The organism is Pseudomonas sp. IT-P4, assembly GCF_949767755.1.
Lineage (GTDB): Bacteria > Pseudomonadota > Gammaproteobacteria > Pseudomonadales > Pseudomonadaceae > Aquipseudomonas > Aquipseudomonas monachiensis.
Genome location: NZ_CATKPX010000067.1, coordinates 309,668 through 327,855 on the forward strand (window position 1 = coordinate 309,668; position 18,188 = coordinate 327,855).

Genomic DNA, 18,188 nt, shown 5'->3' on the forward strand with positions numbered 1-18,188 from the left:
TGTTCAGGCAACCACTGACTCGGCAAACCATTGCTGGTACGGAATCGGCAATTTGCTCGACTCACCCCGGCCGATCGGAAAGTAGGTGAAACCGATGCGTGCCAGGCGGTCCGAGTCGTAAAGGTTGCGGCCGTCGAAGATCACCGGTGCGTTGAGCCGCTGCTGGATCAGCTGGAAGTCCGGCGCCTTGAACTGTTGCCATTCGGTGCAGATGATCAGTGCATCGGCACCGGACAGGACTGACTCGGGCGTGCCCATGAGCATCAGCTTCGATTCATCGGGATACAGCTTTTGGGTTTCCTGCATGGCTTCCGGGTCGAACGCACGGACATTCGCCCCGGCGGCCCACAAGGATTCGAGCAACACCCGGCTCGGCGCATCGCGCATGTCGTCGGTATTTGGCTTGAACGCCAGGCCCCACAAGGCAAACGTCTTGCCATGCAAGTCGCCCTTGTAGAACGCGTTGATGCGCTCGAACAGCTTGTATTTCTGTCGCTCGTTGATGGCTTCCACCGCTTGCAGCAGGTCGCTGGAGCAATGGGCCTGCTCGGCGCTGTGGATCAGGGCGCGCATGTCCTTGGGGAAACATGAGCCACCGTAGCCGCAACCGGGGTAGATGAAGTGATAGCCGATGCGGGAGTCGGCGCCGATGCCCAGGCGTACCGATTCGATGTCGGCACCCAGGTGTTCGGCCAGTTCTGCGATCTGGTTGATGAAGCTGATCTTGGTCGCCAGCATGCAGTTGGCGGCGTACTTGGTCAGCTCGGCGCTGCGCAGGTCCATGAACATGATGCGCTCATGGTTGCGGTTGAAGGGCGAGTACAGGTCACGCATCACGTCACGCACTTCTTCGCGTTCACAGCCGATGACGATACGGTCCGGGCGTCGGCAGTCGGCCACGGCCGAACCCTCTTTCAAGAATTCCGGATTGGAGACGATATCGAACTGCAATACGCGCCCGGCGCTGAGCAGGCATTTATCGATGTGTGCACGCAAGGCATCGCCGGTGCCGACCGGGACAGTGGATTTCTCCACCAGGATCGCCGGTTGCTCGCGATGACGGGCCACGGCGTCGCCCACCGACATCACGTAGCGCAAGTCCGCCGAGCCGTCGTCCCGGGACGGAGTACCGACTGCGATGAACAACACTTGTCCGTGCTGTACCGCGAACTTTTCGTCGCTGGTGAACTGCAACCGCCTGGCATCCAGACCTTCGCGTACCAGGCTGGCCAGCCCGGGTTCGAATATGCTTACGTGGCCCTGTTGGAGCAGTTCGACTTTATTCTCGTCAACGTCCATGCAAACCACATCGTGGCCGACTTCCGCCAATACTGCTGCCTGCACCAGGCCGACATATCCGCTACCAAATACACTGATTTTCATGGGGCACTCCTTGATTCGGGCGCACGAGCAGGTCGAGAGTTGATGGTAATGACGCCGAGGATGACCAAGGCCACGCCAAGGCTTTTTGCAAGGCTGAACGTTTCGTTGAACAGCGGCAGGCTGGCGGCTAGCAGGTACACCAATGCGTAGCTGATGCTCAGCAACGAGTAGGCACGACCCAGGGGCAGGTCCCGCAGGGCGGCGAGCCAGCAGAGCATCGACAGGGCGTAGGCGAAGATGGCCAGGAGCACTACGGCAACCGCTGTCAGGTCGACGGGGGCGCTGAGCCATTGTTCGGGTTGTGGCAGGTGGCTCATGCTCCAGCGCATGCCCAGTTGGGCGGCGCTGACCAGCAACACACTGCCCAGTGCGAAGGTGATGCCGCGACTCAGGTTCATGCGTGTTGCCCCAGCAATGCCACGCCGCCGATCACCAGCGCCACACCGAGCCAGTGGCGGCGGTCGATGGTTTCGTGGAACACGAAACGCGCCACCAGGGTGATCAGCACGAAGTTCAGGCTCAGCATCGGGTAGGCAATCCCGACTTCCAGGCGTTGCAGCACCAGCAGCCATACCAGCAGGCCCAGGCCCAATGAGGCCAGGGCCAGCCAAAGCCAGGGCGAACGCAGTTTGTCCGCCCACCCGGAAGGTTTGCCGCGCCAGCTTTCTACCGCATATTTCTGGGCGATCTGGCCCAGGCAGGTCAGCAGGCAGGCCACCAGCAGCAATAGCAGGCTCATGGTGCCGCCTGAGGAATAATCAAAATCACCAGATTGCCTTGTTCATACCGCTTGCCCTCTTTGGGCAACAGTTCAAGTTCGCGCAGCTCTTCTTCGCCCTTGACCCGCATGACCACACCCACCGAGCCTTGCTGGCGGGCATCGTGCATCCATTGTTGCACCTGATCGGAGTCGACGCGCTGTTCAAGCGAGTCAGGATAGGCAAGGCCATATTTCAATTCGCCTATCGTGTTGAAAAAAGCCACGTCCGGCCGTTTCACCCGCCAGGACAACGCCGACGCGGCACCCAGATCGTTGCTCAATAATTTGGCACTCTGGCCAAGTTCCTCGGCGTGATCGAGGATGAATTGGTCAGGGGTTTTATTGGCGACGACGGAGTTGGGCAGTCCGGCGGGCAGCACGGCGGCGAGCAACAGGCTGCCAAATGCCGGGGCCGCCCAGCACTGCAATGGGCGCAAGGCCTGCAGCAGGTTGGCCATGATCCAGCCGATCAAACCGATGAACACCAATACCAGGTTGTGCAGTTCATGATCGTAAATTGGTTTTTTCAGTTGCAGATAAACCAGGGTCAACAGGGTGGCCACACCCACAGCCAGATTCAGCAGGCCGTTGATGCCCAGGGCGCGACCTTGCTCCAGCTTCAATCGGTCAGCCAGAGCATGGCCGAGCAACAATGCCAGCGGCAGCAGGCACGGCAGGATGTAGGCCGGCAACTTGCCCTTGCTCAGGCTGAAGAAGAACAACGGCATCCACAGCCACAGCAGCAGGAACCCGATATTGGTTTGGCGCCGGGTCTGCCAGGCTTGCTTGAGCGCGGGGGGCAGCATGGCAACCCACGGCATGCTGAACGCCACCAGCAGCGGCAGGTAGTACCACCATGGCGCGTCATGCTGGGCATCGTCCCCGGCAAAACGGCGGATGTGCTCGTGCCAGAAGAAGAATCGCCAGTAGTCGGGCTCCTGGGCGTGTACAGCCAGTGCCCATGGCAGGCTGACGACAATGGCGACCACGATCGCCATAGGGCCATAGACCAACAGTTCACGCCAGCGTTTTTGCCAGATCATCCAGGGCAGGGCGATCAGCACCGGCAACAGCCAGGCCAGGAAGCCCTTGGTCATGAAGCCCATGCCGCAAGCGAGGCCCAACACCGCCCACGCGATCAGGCGTTGCCCACGGCTCTTGCTGTCGAGCGCGAACCATAGCGCCGCCAGGCTCAGGTTGACCCAAAAGGTGAATTGCGGATCGAGGTTGGCGTACCCCGCCATAGCCGCAATGATGGTGAAGCTCATGAAGATCACGGCGCAGGCGAGACTCTTGCGCGGCTCGTTCCACATCCGGCGGGCGACCAGATAGCACAGCAACACACCCAAAGCGGTGCTCAGTGCCGAGGCGAAGCGCACTCCGAACAGGTTCTGGCCGAACAGCGCCTGACCGATGGCAATCATCCAGTAGCCGGCCGCGGGTTTTTCGAAATAGCGCACGTCCATGAAATGCGGCGACACCCAGTTGCCGCTCAGGAGCATGCCCTGGCTGATCTGGGCGTAGCGGGTTTCATCGGGAATCCATAAACCGTGACTGCCCAGTGGCAGCAGGTACGCCAGAGCCATCATGGTCAGCAATAACGGCAAAGCCCAGCGTTTGCTCATGCGCCTTGCACTCCCAGCCAGCCTTCGCGACCTTCGAGCGCACCGCGTACCACGCGGCCGATCGGCAAACTGTCAGGGGCCTGGGGCAACAAGTCGCCCAAGGGGTGAAAACGAATGTCTCGCTGATGTGCATCGCTCAGCAGTTGACGGAAATCGTTGGCCATCAGAATCCCTTCTACCTCGGCATGGATAGTGTAGACATCGAGCTTTTCCGGGCTGAACCGGTCCAGGATGAACCTGTTGAAGTCCTTGGCGGCGACGGTCGGGCCGACCACTTCGTCGAAGGTCGGCAGGTTCACCGGGATTTGCGGTGTGCCCAGTCGACCATTGGCCAGTTGCGGCTGGAACAGGCTCTGGCCACGACAATCACTGTTGTAGCGAAAACCGAAACCCTGCTTGGCTTCGATCACACGCTCGTCGGCACGCCAGCCGGCGGACGCCGAGCAGGTGATCTTTTCCCCGAGAATGTCGCTGAGGGTGTCCACGCCACGGCGTATCTGCTCGACCAGTTGTGCGTCGCTCCAGCGCCCGGCATTGGCCTGCCAGCCATGGTGATCCCAGGCGTGCAAACCCACCTCATGCCCGGCATCCCGGGCCTGGCGCATCAAGTGCCCCAGGTCGCGGCCGATCGGTTTCCCGGGCCATGCGGTGCCGGCCAGCAGAATGTCCCAGCCATACAGGCCGGCAGCGTTGGAGCGGAGCATTTTCCAGAGAAACTGCGGACGAATGAGACGCCACAAGTGGCGCCCCATGTTGTCCGGCCCGACACTGAAGAAGAACGTCGCCTTGACCTGAGCTTCATCAAGGATTTCCAGCAACCGGGGAACCCCTTCACGGGTGCCCCGGTAGGTGTCGACATCGATCCGAAGGCCTGCCTGCATCAGCATGATTCTTCTGCAGGGCGCTCTGCGATTTCGAGCATGGCCTCGCGCAAGAAGAAGTCCAGGGTGTTGCCGATGGTTTCGCTCATCTCAACGGTTGGCGTCCAGTCCAGCAGGCGCTTGGCGTTGGCGATGCTTGGCTTGCGGTGCGACACGTCCTGGTAACCGGTGCCGTAGAACGCCTTGCTCTCGATGTCGCGGAAACCGGCGAACGGAGGGAAGTTGGCGCGCAACGGATGAGCTTCGAACTGACGCAGCAGCTCTTCGCCCAACTGACGGATGCTGGCCTCGTTGTCCGGGTTGCCGATGTTGATGATCTGGCCATTGCAGACATCGTTTTCGTTGTCGATGATCCGTGCCAGGGCTTCCACACCGTCGGCGATGTCGGTGAAGCAACGTTTCTGCTCGCCACCGTCGAACAGGCGAATCGGTGTACCTTCCACCAGGTTCAGGATCAGCTGGGTAATCGCCCGGGAACTGCCGATACGGGCCGAATCCAGGCGGTCCAGGCGTGGGCCCATCCAGTTGAACGGACGGAACAGGGTGAAGTTCAGGCCCTTCTGGCCGTAGGCCCAGATCACGCGGTCCAGCAGTTGCTTGGAGACCGAGTAGATCCAGCGTTGCTTGTTGATCGGGCCGACCACCAGGTTGGAGGTGTCTTCGTCGAAGTTGTTGTCCTGGCACATGCCATAGACTTCCGACGTCGACGGGAAGATCACGCGCTTGTTGTACTTGACGCAATAGCGAACCAGCTTCAGGTTCTCTTCGAAGTCCAGTTCGAATACACGCAGCGGGTTACGGGTGTATTCGATTGGCGTGGCGATGGCCACCAGTGGCAGCACCACGTCGCACTTCTTGATGTGGTATTCGATCCACTCGGAGTGAATGCTGATGTCGCCTTCGACGAAGTGGAAATGCGGGTGGCTGCGCAGACGGTCAATGGCGTCCGAGCCGATATCCAGGCCATAGACTTCGTAACGGTCGTCGCTCAGCAGGCGCTCGGACAAGTGATTGCCGATGAAACCATTGACGCCGAGGATCAGCACGCGGGTGCGGCGTGGCGCACGACCGGATTCGGCACCGCGCAACACGGAACCGTCCACCAGGCCCAGTTCGTTGGCCAGTTGCGGGCCGCTCAGGTACAGACCGTTGTCGTTGCGCTGGCCGGCGTTGATGATCAGCGAGTCTTGACCGCAGGCGATGCGCAGCGGGTCGACGCTGATGACGCGACCAGGCGCAAGGCCTTCGTTGCCCTTGGCGACTTCTGCGCTCCAGACAATCAGCTTGTGCTCGCCCACCGCACAGAAGGCGCCCGGGTATGGCTGGGTAACCGCGCGAACCAGATTGAAAAGCTCTTCGGCCGGCCTGGCCCAGACCAGTTTGCCGTCGGCCGGGGTGCGGCGGCCAAACACCGTGGCTTTGGATTCGTCTTGCGGTGTTTCAGTGGCCTTGCCTTGCAGCAGGGCCGGCAAGGTGTCGCGCAGCAGGTCTGCTGCCGCCGTGCGCAATTTGCCGTGCAGGCTCAGCGCCGTGTCGCTGCGTTCGATCGCGACTTTCTGTTGGGCGACGATGGCGCCCGCATCGGCACGCTTGACCATGCGGTGCAGGGTCACGCCGGTTTCGGTTTCGCCGTTGACCAGCACCCAGTTGGCCGGTGCGCGACCACGGTAGCGCGGCAGCAGCGAACCGTGCAGGTTGAACGCGCCTCTGCGCGCAGTGGCCAGCAGTGGTTCGCTCAGCAGGTTGCGGTAGTAGAAGGAGAAAATGTAGTCGGGGTCGAGCTTGGCGATACGCTCGATCCACAGCGGATGGTTGGCGTCTTCCGGTGCATGCACGACAATGCCGTGGCGGGCGCACAGTTGCGCGACGGAGCCGTAGAACGCGTTCTCCTTCGGATCGTCGGCGTGGGTGAACACCGCCGCAATCTCGAAACCGGAGCAGAGCAGGGATTCGATGCCGGCGCAGCCAATATCGTGATAGGCGAAGACAACAGCTTTTGCACTCATGAAGGAACCTGATCTGAAGAAGTGGAAGTAAGGCCGTCGACAGTTACAACGGAAGCGGGGGCGGCGGGCTGGCTGCGCAGCACCTTTTCAACGAAGAAGCGCGGACGCGCGCGTACGTCGCTGTACATGCGGCCCAGGTATTCACCCAGCAGGCCCATGCCGATGAATTGACCACCGGTGAAGACAAACAGTACGGCAAACAGTACGAAGGTACCGCCACCGGCCCAACCGGCGCCGAACACCAGGCGCAGCAGGATCAAGGCGATGGCGAACAGGATGCCCAGCGCCGCCATGCCCACGCCGACGATGCTCAGCAGTCGCAGCGGCGTGGTCGTCATGCAGGTGACCAGGTCGAACATGAGGTTGATCAGGCGCATGGGGCTGTACTTGGAGTCGCCATGTTCACGCTCGGCGTGGGTCACGGGGATTTCCGTGGTATGGCGGGCAAAGCTGTTGGCCAGGATCGGAATGAAGGTGCTGCGTTCACGGCAGGCGAGCATGGCGTCGACAATGGTGCGTCGGTAGGCCCGCAGCATGCAGCCGTAGTCACTCATGGCCACACCGGTGGAACGTTGCACGGCAAGGTTGATCAGCTTCGATGGCCAGCGGCGCAGGGCCGAGTCCTGGCGGTTGTTGCGCACCGTCGCGACGACGTCGTAGCCAAGTTCGGCCTGCTCAATCAGTCGCGGGATTTCTTCGGGCGGGTTTTGCAGGTCGGCATCGAGGGTGATGACGACATCGCCCTTGCACTGCTCGAAACCGGCCATGATCGCCGCATGCTGGCCGTAGTTACGGTTGAGGATCACCGCCACAACAGGGCTGCCTTCGCGGGAGGCGGCGTCTTCCAGAATCTGTGCGGAGTCGTCGCGGCTGCCGTCGTCGACCAGAACGATCTCGTAGGGATGGGTCAATTGCTGACACGCTGCTTCGGTGCGACGAAGCAACTCTGGCAGGCTTTCCTGTTCGTTGTAGACCGGAATGACGATCGAAACGAAGTTGATTGGGTAGGGTCTCAAAGGCTTCTGTCCATGCAGTTTTCAATGGCGCCGACGACGCGCTCGACATCATCGGAGGTCATGTCGGGGAACAACGGGATCGAACACAGCCGCGCCGAATTCCATTCGGTGTTGGGCAGGTACAGGTTGGGGTAACGTTGTCGATAGTAGGTGTGCAGGTGCGTTGCAATGAAGTGAATGCCGGTGCCGATATTCTGTTCCTGGAGGGCTTTCATGAACGCTTCTCGATCCAGTCCGCAACGCTCGGCGTCGATACGCAGGATGAACAGGTGCCAGGCGTGTTTTTGCGAATGGGCGGGAACGGCCAGGGGTTGCACGGGCAAGCCTTCCAGGCGCTGCAAGTAGGTCTGTGCCAGTGAAGTGCGCTTGGCATTTATCTCGTCCAGGCGTTCCAGTTGCACCAGCGCGATGGCCGCGTTGATGTCAGCCAGATTGTACTTGAAACCGGGCTCGACCACTTGGGCCTGAGGCTTGCGGCCGTGGGTCAGGCGGTCGTAGGCATCAACCCCCAGCCCGTGAAACCTGAGCATGCGTACCCGTGAGGCCAAGGCTTCATCGTCGCTGACGAACATGGCGCCTTCGGCGCAGGTCATGTTCTTGATCGCGTGGAACGAAAAGATTGCAGTGCCTTTGGAGCCGACGTGACGACCTTTGTAGAAAGTGCCTGCCGCGTGGGCGGCGTCTTCGATCACGGCTATGCCGTGTTTGTCGGCGAGGGCGTAGAGCGGATCGAGATCGAATGCCGCACCGGCGTAATGCACCGGGATGATGGCTTTGGTGCGCGGCGTGATCGCAGCTTCGATAGAGGCTACGTCGGTCATCAGCGTGTCGCGGTCGATATCGACGAACACTGGCGTGGCACCCAGCAGGGTGATCATGTTGGCGGTGGAAACCCAGGTCTGCGACGGCGTAATGACTTCATCGCCGGGACCGACACCCAATGCCAACAGGGTGATATGCATTCCGCCGGTGGCCGAGGAAAGTGCCACGGCATGTCGGCAACCGACGTAGTTGGCGAAGTGTTCTTCCAGCGCCTGGTTCTTCGGTCCGGTAGTGATCCATCCGGAGCGCAATACTTGCTCTACGGCAGCGATTTCTTCGTCGCCGATACTGGGACGGGAGAAAGGGAGAAACGCCTGACTCATAGGCACCTCAGGGGCTGTAAACGTAAATAGCCTTTGAGGCTAAAGGGATCCAGAAATCAGCTTAGACGCTAAATCAGAACCTGCATCAAATCAAATAGTTACCGGTTGGCGGTAAAAATCTGCATTGGTTGACTTTTTTCGCCACGGGCGGCAGGTTGGACGTCCATTCGGGTTGCGTCGAGTTTATAGAAGGTTATGCCCGATTTTGTGAAAGGAACATGAAAAAACGGTTGGGGAATCGTTTATCTGAAGGCTATTAAGCCGTTGTTCAGACTTCCGACATTTATGGTAGTTCCTAGGAAAAGTCCTACAGCGGTAATGTCTTTTACATCATCGTTATTTCACTTCTTAGTTGTTTCATTGAACTGTTTACATTCAAGGCCGTTTCGTTTGATTGACTTACCTGTTACTGATTCACGCCCGCTCCTCACCAATCCGCTGACCCTGTATCTGGCGCGATTGGCGCCGTCCAGCCAGTTGACCATGCGTTATGTGCTGCAGGATGCCGCCGACCGCCTGGGCTTCGAAGACCAGGATATCGAGGAAATCCCCTGGCACAACCTGCAGCCCGAGGACGTCATTGCGCTGGTGGCCACCTTGCGTTCGGATGGCTATGCACCGAACACGTCGTCGCTCTATGTCAACGCGGTGCGCGGGGTGATGAACGAAGCGTGGCGCATGAGCCTGATCTCTCAGGATCATCTGTTGAAGATGCGATCGGTGAAGGGCATGGCCGGTACACGGCTGTCCCAGGGGCGCAATCTCAGGCGCACGCTGATCCAGGAGCTGATGGCGGTTTGCGCCGCCGATCCGCGGCCGCAAGGCCTGCGGGACGCAGCAATCATCGGGATTCTGTACGGTTCGGGAATGCGCAAATCCGAATCGGTGAACCTGGAGCTGAACCAGGTCGATTTCACCGAGCGCAGCCTGCGGGTGACGGCCAAGGGCAACAAACAGTTGATCAAGTACGCCCCGGCCTGGGCCTTCGCCAAGCTTGAAGCCTGGCTTGAGCTACGTCGGTCGATGCTCAAGGACGGTGAGTCGGACGACCCGTTCCTGTTCAACCGCATCCGCCGTGGCAGTCACATCACCCGCGAACGCATCACCAAGCACGCGATTTACTACATCGCACGGCAACGGGGCGCACAGGTCGGGGTGAAAATCATGCCCCACGACTTCCGGCGTTCATTCATCACCCGGGTGATCGAAGAGCATGACTTGTCGATTGCGCAGAAGCTGGCGCACCACAGCAATATCCAGACCACGGCCAACTACGATGTGCGCGATGACAACGAGCGGCGTCGGGCGGTGGATCGATTCGACCTCTGAGCGATCACATCTCGCTCAGTACATGGGCATGGCCGATGGTCGAGACCTGCACCGAGCTGCCGGCGGGTGGTGCATACATGCCTGAACTGCGCACCAGCAGTGATCGGCCCGATTGCTCATTGCGGGTCAATGGCTGCAGTTCCACTGTCAGCGTGCAGGTGTTGCCGCTGAAGTCCCGATCGGTGACCACGGCCCGGCAACCGCTGGCTTCCGGGTCGCTGGGGAGGATGCTGGCCAATTGCAGTTGTTCGGGGCGCAACATGATCTGCGCCGAGTTGTTGTTGCGGTGATTGTTGACGGGAATCCGCCCGAGGTCGCAATGGGCCCAACCGGCCTCGATGCGTGCGGGCATCACCACGGCATCCCCCAGGAACAAGGCGGTCTGTTCGTCTTCGGGATAGCGGTAAAGGTCCAGCGGATGCCCTGACTGTACCAGTCGGCCATGACGCATCACCGCCAGCTGGTCGGCGAAGGACAGGGCTTCACTCTGGTCATGGGTGACCAGGATGGTGGTGACACCCGCGTCCTCCAGCAGCCGCGCAACCATCTTGCGCATCGCGGCGCGCAATCCGGTATCGAGCGCCGAGAACGGCTCGTCCAGCAGCATCAGTCGTGGCTGTTGCGCCAGGGCTCGGGCCAGGGCCACGCGCTGTTGCTGGCCACCGGACAATTCATGGGGCCAGCGCGCGGCCATCTTCGCGTCCAGGGCCACGCTGTCCATCAGTTCGGCGACGCGCTGCTGTTTTTCAGGGCCCTTGGTCGCCAGGCCGAAGCCAATGTTCGCGGCCACGGTCATGTGCGGGAACAATGCGCCGTCCTGTGGCACGTAGCCGATCAGGCGTTGATGGGCCGGCACTTCGTGGGTGCCGTCGACCAGGGTCTGGCCATTGAGCGAAAGATGCCCGGAATCGGGGAACTCGAAGCCGGCGATCATCCGCAGCAACGTGGTCTTGCCCGAGCCGGAAGGGCCAACGATGACCGTGCGACTGCCGCTGGGTACCGAGAGGCTGACGTTGTCGAGGGCGCAATGGGCGCCATAGGACTTGTAGAGGGCATTTAATTCAAGAGTGTTCATCGGCCAGCCGTTTTTTTCGATTGGTGATAAAGAAGTCCGGTCAACGGAAGTGACAGCACAACCATCAATAAGGCGTAGGGGGCAGCGGCTGCGTAATCGATTTCGCTGGTCAAGGCCCAGAACCCGGTCGCCAGGGTGCGCGTGCCGTTGGGTGCCAGCAGCAGGGTGGCGGTCAATTCGTTGGTGATCGCCAGGAACACCAGTGCCGCGCCGGCGGCTGCCCCCGGTGCGGCCAGGCGCAGGGTGATCAGCCACAGTGCCCGGGCCGGCGAGCGGCCAAGGCTGCGCGCCATGTTTTCCAGTTCCACCGGGGCCTGGGCAATGCCGGCGCGCAGGCTCACCAGGGCGCGGGGCAGGAACATCAACAGGTACGCCAGCAGTACGGTGAAGGTGGTCTGGTAGATCGGCCGGGCAAAATGGATCGTGACGGTTACCAGTGCCAGCGCCACGATAATTCCAGGCAAGGAACTGGTGATGTAGTTGCAGCTTTCCAGTACCCGTTGCATTCGACCGGGGTAGCGAATCGACAGCCAGGCTATCGGAATCGCCGCGCAGGTGGTCAGCGCCGCGCCCGCGATGCCAAGCAGCAGGGTTTGCTCCAGGGCGGGCAACAATTCGGCCATGTCCCAGACTTCCACGCCACCGGCGATGAGCCACTTGCCCAGGGTGATCAAGGGCACGCCCAGGGCCAGGGCGCAGGTCACGATTTGCAGCGTCAGCGAGAGCAGTGTGGATACCGGTTTCAGGTATACGACCCGTTGCTCCCGGGCGCTTCCCGAACCGACGCGAGCGTAGCGCGCGGAACCCCGGGCGGCGGATTCGGCCGTCAGCATTGCGAGGCAACACAGCGCCAGCACACTGGCCAGCATGTGCGCAGCCGCACCGTTGAAGGTCGATTTGAACTGATCGAAGATCGCGGTGGTAAAGGTGTCGAAGCGGATCATGGCGTACAGGCCATATTCAGCCAGCAGGTGCAGGCCGACCAACAAGGCGCCGCCGCAGATCGCCAGGCGCAATTGCGGCAACACCACGCGGAAAAACACTTTCCAGGGCTTGAGCCCCATGGACTCGGCGACGTCTTCGATGGCCGGATCGAGCCGGCGCAAAGTCGCCGCTACCGGCAAATACAGGAACGGGAAGTAGGCGATGACCGAGACCAGGACTCCGGCAAACAAGCCGTGAATCGGTGGCACCAGGCTGACCCAGGCGTAGCTGTGAACAAACGCAGGCACCGCCAGCGGCGCGGTGGCCAGCAACGACCACCAGCGTCGTCCCGGCAGATTCGTGCGTTCCGTGAGCCACGCCAGCGTCACTCCCAGCGCGACGCACAAGGGAATCGTCAGCAGCACCAGCAACACGGTGTTGACCAGCAGTTCACCGACCCGAGGACGGAACACCAGAGCCACAACGGTTGACCAGCCTGTCTGCAGGGACACGCCAATAACGTAGGCGATCGGTAGCAGTGCCAGAAATGAAACCAGCACCGACAAACCAATCACCCATACACCGCCACGTCCCGCAAAGACTCCACGGGAACGTCGACGCAAATTAGCGGGTGTCGCCTCAGCGACCCCCGCAGGCAGGGTTTCTGGCATCAATTTAGAGCAGTCCGGCCTGTGTCATCAGCTCCACGGCTTTTTTACTGTCGAGTTTCGAAGCATCGACAGTCGGCGCATCGAGTTGATTCAGAGGCACCAGTTTAGGGTTGGATGCAGCACCTTTGCCCACGGCGTATTCAAACGACTTGCCGTTCTTCAGGACAGCCTGGCCATCCTTGCCGGTAATGTATTTGAGAAACGCCTGGGCTTGTTCCTGGTGTTTGCTGGAAGCGAGGACGCCGCCGCCGGAGATGCTAACAAAAGCGCCAGGGTCTTTGTGCTTGAAATAGTGCAGGGCGGTGTTCTTGCTGTTTTCGCCGGTCTTGGACTGATCCACCAGGCTGTAATAGTGGTAGATCACGCCGCTGTCGATCTGCCCGGCATTAACCGCCTTGAGTACCGAACTGTTGCCGCGGTAGTTGGCGTAGTTGGTTTTCATCGCCTTGAGCCAATCCAGCGTGGCGGCTTCACCCTTTTGTTCGAGGATGGCCGCGACGATGGCCTGGAAGTCAGCGCCACCGGGCGATGCACCCCAGCGACCCTTCCAGCTCGGCGAAGCCAGGTCCATGATCGATTTCGGCAGGTCGGCTTCCGGCAGTTTGCTCGGGTTGTAGACGAACACTGTAGAGCGCGCGGCAATCCCGACCCATTTGCCGTGGGCTGGACGGTAGGCGGAGTCAACCTGTTCCAGCGTGGCCTTGTCGATGGGCGCAAATAGCCCGGCGTTGTCGACCAGGACCATGGCAGGGGAGTTTTCAGTCAGGAATACGTCCGCCGGAGAAGCCGCGCCTTCCTGCACGATCTGGTTGCCCATCTCGGTGTCATCGCCGTTGCGCAAGGTGACGGGGATACCGGTCTCCTGGGTAAAACCCTCGACCCAGGCCTTGGTCAGGCCTTCGTGTTGCGCGTTGTACACCACGATGCCGACAGAGTCAGCGGCATAGACCTGGCCAGCGCTCAGCAAAGCGGTGGCCAGCAGGGCTTTTTTCAAGAACGAAGGGATTTTTGGAATCATTCTGCGGGCTGCTCCTGGTGCATTTTTTTGAAAGTCATGCGCATTCAAACGCCAGTTAACCAATGCGAATCATTTGCATGTTTTTGAAGTGCGGGAAATGTAGAGATCCAAATGAGAAAAAAACGTCAAAAAAACCGCTAATACATGTAATTTTCATTCAGATTAGCAGCACTGTGCCCACTGTGGTTGGACTCGTCGATCAAACGATGCCGTCGATCAGAATATGACGTTGCCCCGGTTGCCTTTTTGTCGTGCGCCTCGGCGTATCTGACGGTGGCAGTTGCTGCGGGTCGCCTGTCGCGGGGAATGACAGCAGGAAAAGGAGAGACGGATCTACGGCGAACTTGTCGCCGTAGATTCAGGGGGGGGGGAGAAGGCATTCAGGGCGTGGGGCAATTCGCCTGCGGTCTGGTGGCTGCCTGGCTGATCAGCGCGGCCAGGCGCTTGACGTTGTTTTGCTGGGCAAGCACCAGGTCATCGATGCTCGCGCCCGATGGCGTTTGCAAGGTGCTGCGGCAAATCACCCGTGCCGTGTCGCCGGTGCTGTCACTGCGCAGGCGCCATTCCACGTCCATCAAGGCGTACTGGCCGGGCACCGAGTCAAAACGCTGCACATCGATCCGCACCGAATATCGGCCTTGTACAGGATTGTTGCTCAGTTGATCGACCAGCGCACTGCGCAATTCGTCCACGAGGGTGGCGCCCCACCATTGGTTTTCCAGGATTGCCAGGCCACTGTTGCCCTCGCGAATGACGATCTGCGCACGATCGACCTGGGGTGGCACGCTGAGCATCTCGATCTGGATCAGCCCGACGGTGGTCCTTGAGTGATTGCCCTCATGTGCCGGGGTCAAGGTATGGAAGTGAATCGGGCCACTGCGGCAGGCGGCGAGCAGTAACATCGCGGTGACCAGAGTGAACTTCAGCGGTAAAGCCATGGGTATTGCTCCTGTGTTCAATTGCGCGGTGGCCCTTGCAGGTCCATGGGCGCGGCATTGTTCGGACGGCCGCGAAGCAGCGATTCCGGATGCCGTCCCAGGTAATCCGAAAGATCACGCAAGGATCTCGACGTGCGTCCCAGCTCATCCAGGGTCTGCCCCAGTTTTTCCCGTTGCGGCGAATCCTCGGCCAAGGTCGAACTGGCCGATTGCAGGGTCGAATTGGCGGTTTCCAGGGTCTTGCTGACATCCGACAGGGTGGATTGCACGCCCGGCAGGATCTTGCCGTTGAATTGCATCATGCCTTTGCGCAATTCGACGAGGTTGCCATCGAGATTGCCGGCGATACGCTCGATCGGCAGCTTGTTGATCTTGTCGACCATGGATTCGAGTTTTTCCTGCAATTGCTCGAGGCTGCCGGGAAGGGTCGGAATCATGACCGGGCGCGCGTTTGCATCGAAGGTAACCTTGTCGGCCTTGGGGTAGAAGTCCAGGGCAATGTACAACTGGCCGGTCAGGAAGTTGCCGGTGCGGGCCTGGGCACGCAGGCCGTTTTCGATGAAGGTGCCGATCAGCCGTACGCCAGCGGCTTCGTTATCAGGATCATGATTGAGCGCCTTGAGCATCTTGATGTGGGCCTGGCCCAGGCGCTGCGGGTAGATCACGATGCCGACGTTGATCGGAAAGGAACGTTTTTTCTCGTCGTAATCCAGATTGACTGCCACTACCTTGCCGATTTCCACACCGAGGAATTCCACCGGGGCGTCGACCTTGAGCCCGCGCAGTGCCTGGTCGAAGCGCATGGCCAGGTACTGCGGCTTGCCGTTTGGCGGGGCGAGGGCGGCTTGTTGGTCCTCGAACAGTTCGTAGGCGTACTCCGCGGCAGCAGGCTTATCGTTGGGGCTGTAGTCGGGCGCGCGGAAGGCAATGCCGCCCACGAGCAAGGAAGACAAGGATTCGGTCTTGACTGCGAAACCGTTGGCGCCGACGTTCACGTCAATGCCGCTGGCGTTCCAGAAACGGGTGTTTTCGGTGACGTACTTGTCATGGGGGGCGTGAATGAACAGCTCTATGTTCACGCCCTTGCCATCCGGGTCCAGCGCGTAAGCCACCACCTGACCCACCGGGATCTTGCGGTAGTAGACCGGAGAGCCGATATCCAGCGACCCCAGGTCCTGGGTGAACAGGGTGAAACGCTTGCCCGGCTCGCCGTAGGTGATGGGTGGCGGGTTTTCCAGGCCCTTGAAGTTTTTTGCCCGGCCGTTGGCCTGGCCGATATCGGCACCGATGTAATCGCCCGACAACAGCGTATCGATGCCGGACACACCGCCCGCGCCAATGCGCGGCCGCACGACCCAGAACTGCGAATCTTCGCGGGTAAAGCTTTCGGCCTGCTTTTCCAGTTTGATGGTGGCGTTGACGCTCTTCTGGTCATTGGCCAGTTCCACATCGGAGACATGACCAATCACGACATTACGGTACTTGACCTCGGTCTTGTTCGCGGTCAGGCCGTCCCCGGTCTTGAACGTGACAACGATGGTCGGGCCTTGCTGCAAAATGCTGTGAACCACCAGCGAAATACCCACCAGCACCGCGACGATCGGGACGATCCAGACCAGCGAGACGCTGAAGCGGCGGGTCTTGATCGGAGCCTGCCCGGGGGCTTGCGGCCCGTCAGTGGCTTGTGACTTCATCCGTGACCTCCTCATTGTGTGGGTTTTCCCGTTCTTTATCCCAAATCAAGCGTGGATCGAAACTCATTGCCGACAACATGGTAAATACCACCACCAACCCAAAAAACAGAATGCCCGGGCGCGGTTCGATATCGGCCAGGGCCTGGAATTTAACAAGCGAGGCCACCAGGGCGACCACGATCACATCGAGCATCGACCAGTAACCGATGACCTCGACGAAGCGGTACAGCGTCGACCGCTCCTTGCGTGCCCACTCGCTGTCGCGCTGCACGGTAACCAGCAGCAATGTGATGGCGACGAACTTGATGCCCGGCACCGCGATACTGGCAATGAAAATGATCAGGGCGATGTCCCAGGCCCCGGCTTCCCAGAACTCCAGCACGCCGCTCATGATTGTGCTGTCGGCGCCGTTGCCGACCATCTTGGTGTTCATCACCGGCAACAGGTTGGCCGGGATGTAGAACACCAGGGCGGCGATCATGTAGGCCCAGGTGCGGGTCAGTGAATTGGTTTTGCGCCGGTGCAGCGGTGCACCGCATCGCTCGCATTCGTGGGGTTCGAAGGTCATGTTGCAGGCCAGGCCGCAGGTGTGGCACAGGCACAGGTTGAGCTCGTCGGCGTAAGGAGGCGTGCTCATACAAGGTCCCATAGTTCGCGAATATCGCGCCCGGCGATGCGGATCATCATCAGGCTCAGCGCAGCGAGGGCAAACAACCCGATGCCGGGCAGCACATCGAGCAGTCCGGCGAGCTTGATCACCGCGACCATGGCTCCCAGCAGACAGACTTCGAGCATGCTCCAGGGCCTCAGGGTTTCCAGCCAGCGCATGGAGAGTTTGAATCCGGGCGAGCGTCGCCCGCTGAGGGCGAAGCCCAGCACCCAGATCAGCAGCAGCAACTGGAAAATCGGCGCGATGATCATGGCGATTGCCGCCACCATGGCGATGAAGGTGATAGGCCCCATGCTCAGGGCCAGCACCGAGTCCCAGAGCGTTGCGCTGTTCTTCACGCCTTTGAGGCTGATGCTCATCACCGGATAGAAATTGGCGAATATCCAGAGCATCAACGCGGTGAAGGTCAACGCAAGACGTTGCTCCACCGTGAGGCCGTTATAGCGCTGAAGCACGCCGCCACAGCGCGTACACAGGGTTTTTTGATGTTTGGCGAGCGTTGCTTTTTGGTACACGCTGTCGCAGTGCTCGCAGATGATCAGCTGATCAGTAGTTGCCATGGGTCAAGCTCAACAGAAGGCAGGAAGTTCAGAGCACCCCCTCAATATAGAGGTGACTTGCAATTGAGCAAATCAAAAATCGCAACCTGAACACTATCTGCCGCCGGGGATGACTCGACCCACGAAATGACATGGGAAGCAAGCGACGAACGACTGAGAATTCCACTGCCTGTATTGCGCGTTATGAAAATAACCGTACTAGGCTGACTCGGGTGCCTTGAGTAGATACAGGAATCCAATTGCCTGGTCAGTTGAAAGCCTGGAACTCACCAGAGGGCATGGTTTGGGGTAACTCACCTGGGTCCGGTCACGGATTACTTGAAAACAAGTAGCCGACCACAAGGATCCGTCCCGATAAAGGAAGGTCGCCATGAAAAGACTCTCGCATCGCTCAAGGTTCTACATTGCAGGTTCATTACTGATAGCGCTTAACGGTATGGCCCAGGCTGCACAAACAGAAAAACCCAATATCCTGTTCATCGTGTCCGACGAT

16 protein-coding genes are annotated in these 18,188 nt (G+C 60.0%); 1 reads left to right on the plus strand and 15 read right to left on the minus strand.

All coding sequences use genetic code 11. The annotated features are described in order from the left end of the window. Positions 1-3 precede the first annotated feature (3 nt). The 8 genes from ACM6IT_RS24490 to arnB are packed head-to-tail and all read right to left on the minus strand — an operon-like array spanning position 4 to position 8,816. Positions 4-1,383 carry a UDP-glucose dehydrogenase family protein gene (locus tag ACM6IT_RS24490; protein WP_056727483.1) on the minus strand — a complete coding sequence of 460 codons (1,380 nt, stop codon included), beginning with the start codon at positions 1,381-1,383 and terminating at the stop codon, positions 4-6. Beyond that, positions 1,380-1,781 carry a 4-amino-4-deoxy-L-arabinose-phosphoundecaprenol flippase subunit ArnF gene (arnF, locus tag ACM6IT_RS24495; RefSeq protein WP_056727481.1) on the minus strand — a complete coding sequence of 134 codons (402 nt, stop codon included), beginning with the start codon at positions 1,779-1,781 and terminating at the stop codon, positions 1,380-1,382. The genes ACM6IT_RS24490 and arnF overlap by 4 nt, the downstream gene beginning before the upstream one ends. Further along, positions 1,778-2,122 (minus strand): 4-amino-4-deoxy-L-arabinose-phosphoundecaprenol flippase subunit ArnE, encoded by a 345-nt coding sequence (arnE, locus tag ACM6IT_RS24500; protein WP_223541455.1) that lies wholly within the window; start codon positions 2,120-2,122, stop codon positions 1,778-1,780. Before arnE ends, arnF begins: the two co-directional genes overlap by 4 nt. Then, complete coding sequence (gene arnT, locus ACM6IT_RS24505) at positions 2,119-3,768, minus strand: lipid IV(A) 4-amino-4-deoxy-L-arabinosyltransferase (protein WP_414918866.1); 1,650 nt, start codon at positions 3,766-3,768, stop codon at positions 2,119-2,121. The genes arnE and arnT overlap by 4 nt, the downstream gene beginning before the upstream one ends. Beyond that, complete coding sequence (arnD, locus tag ACM6IT_RS24510; protein ID WP_414918867.1) at positions 3,765-4,649, minus strand: 4-deoxy-4-formamido-L-arabinose-phosphoundecaprenol deformylase; 885 nt, start codon at positions 4,647-4,649, stop codon at positions 3,765-3,767. The genes arnT and arnD overlap by 4 nt, the downstream gene beginning before the upstream one ends. Then, positions 4,649-6,655 (minus strand): bifunctional UDP-4-amino-4-deoxy-L-arabinose formyltransferase/UDP-glucuronic acid oxidase ArnA, encoded by a 2,007-nt coding sequence (gene arnA, locus ACM6IT_RS24515; RefSeq protein ID WP_414918868.1) that lies wholly within the window; start codon positions 6,653-6,655, stop codon positions 4,649-4,651. Before arnA ends, arnD begins: the two co-directional genes overlap by 1 nt. Further along, positions 6,652-7,671, minus strand: coding sequence for an undecaprenyl-phosphate 4-deoxy-4-formamido-L-arabinose transferase (arnC, locus tag ACM6IT_RS24520; protein ID WP_223541452.1), 1,020 nt, complete (start codon positions 7,669-7,671; stop codon positions 6,652-6,654). Before arnC ends, arnA begins: the two co-directional genes overlap by 4 nt. Then, positions 7,668-8,816, minus strand: a complete 1,149-nt coding sequence (arnB, locus tag ACM6IT_RS24525; RefSeq protein WP_414918869.1) for a UDP-4-amino-4-deoxy-L-arabinose aminotransferase — start codon at positions 8,814-8,816, stop codon at positions 7,668-7,670. The genes arnC and arnB overlap by 4 nt, the downstream gene beginning before the upstream one ends. A gap of 390 nt (positions 8,817-9,206) precedes the next feature. Between arnB and xerC the strand changes: the two genes are divergently transcribed. Then, a complete protein-coding gene (gene xerC / locus ACM6IT_RS24530) occupies positions 9,207-10,145 on the plus strand; it encodes a tyrosine recombinase XerC (protein WP_056727471.1) in 939 nt (312 codons plus the stop codon). 4 nt (positions 10,146-10,149) lie between these two features. Here xerC and ACM6IT_RS24535 read toward each other — a convergent pair whose 3' ends face one another. From ACM6IT_RS24535 to ACM6IT_RS24565, 7 genes are all read right to left on the minus strand, one after another. Continuing rightward, a complete protein-coding gene (locus ACM6IT_RS24535; RefSeq protein ID WP_056727470.1) occupies positions 10,150-11,220 on the minus strand; it encodes an ABC transporter ATP-binding protein in 1,071 nt (356 codons plus the stop codon). Next, positions 11,217-12,815, minus strand: a complete 1,599-nt coding sequence (locus tag ACM6IT_RS24540; protein ID WP_414918870.1) for an ABC transporter permease — start codon at positions 12,813-12,815, stop codon at positions 11,217-11,219. The genes ACM6IT_RS24535 and ACM6IT_RS24540 overlap by 4 nt, the downstream gene beginning before the upstream one ends. Before the next feature lie 4 nt (positions 12,816-12,819). Then, positions 12,820-13,833, minus strand: coding sequence for an iron ABC transporter substrate-binding protein (locus tag ACM6IT_RS24545; RefSeq protein ID WP_056727467.1), 1,014 nt, complete (start codon positions 13,831-13,833; stop codon positions 12,820-12,822). 380 nt (positions 13,834-14,213) lie between these two features. Next, positions 14,214-14,771 (minus strand): membrane integrity-associated transporter subunit PqiC, encoded by a 558-nt coding sequence (locus tag ACM6IT_RS24550; protein ID WP_056727466.1) that lies wholly within the window; start codon positions 14,769-14,771, stop codon positions 14,214-14,216. A 17-nt stretch (positions 14,772-14,788) separates the two neighbouring features. Beyond that, positions 14,789-16,465: an intermembrane transport protein PqiB gene (locus ACM6IT_RS24555; RefSeq protein ID WP_056727464.1), complete on the minus strand. Its 1,677-nt coding sequence runs from the start codon at positions 16,463-16,465 to the stop codon at positions 14,789-14,791. After that, positions 16,446-17,102: a paraquat-inducible protein A gene (locus ACM6IT_RS24560; RefSeq protein WP_414918871.1), complete on the minus strand. Its 657-nt coding sequence runs from the start codon at positions 17,100-17,102 to the stop codon at positions 16,446-16,448. The genes ACM6IT_RS24555 and ACM6IT_RS24560 overlap by 20 nt, the downstream gene beginning before the upstream one ends. Next, positions 17,099-17,695 (minus strand): paraquat-inducible protein A, encoded by a 597-nt coding sequence (locus ACM6IT_RS24565; RefSeq protein ID WP_056727460.1) that lies wholly within the window; start codon positions 17,693-17,695, stop codon positions 17,099-17,101. Before ACM6IT_RS24565 ends, ACM6IT_RS24560 begins: the two co-directional genes overlap by 4 nt. Positions 17,696-18,188: the final 493 nt, after the last annotated feature.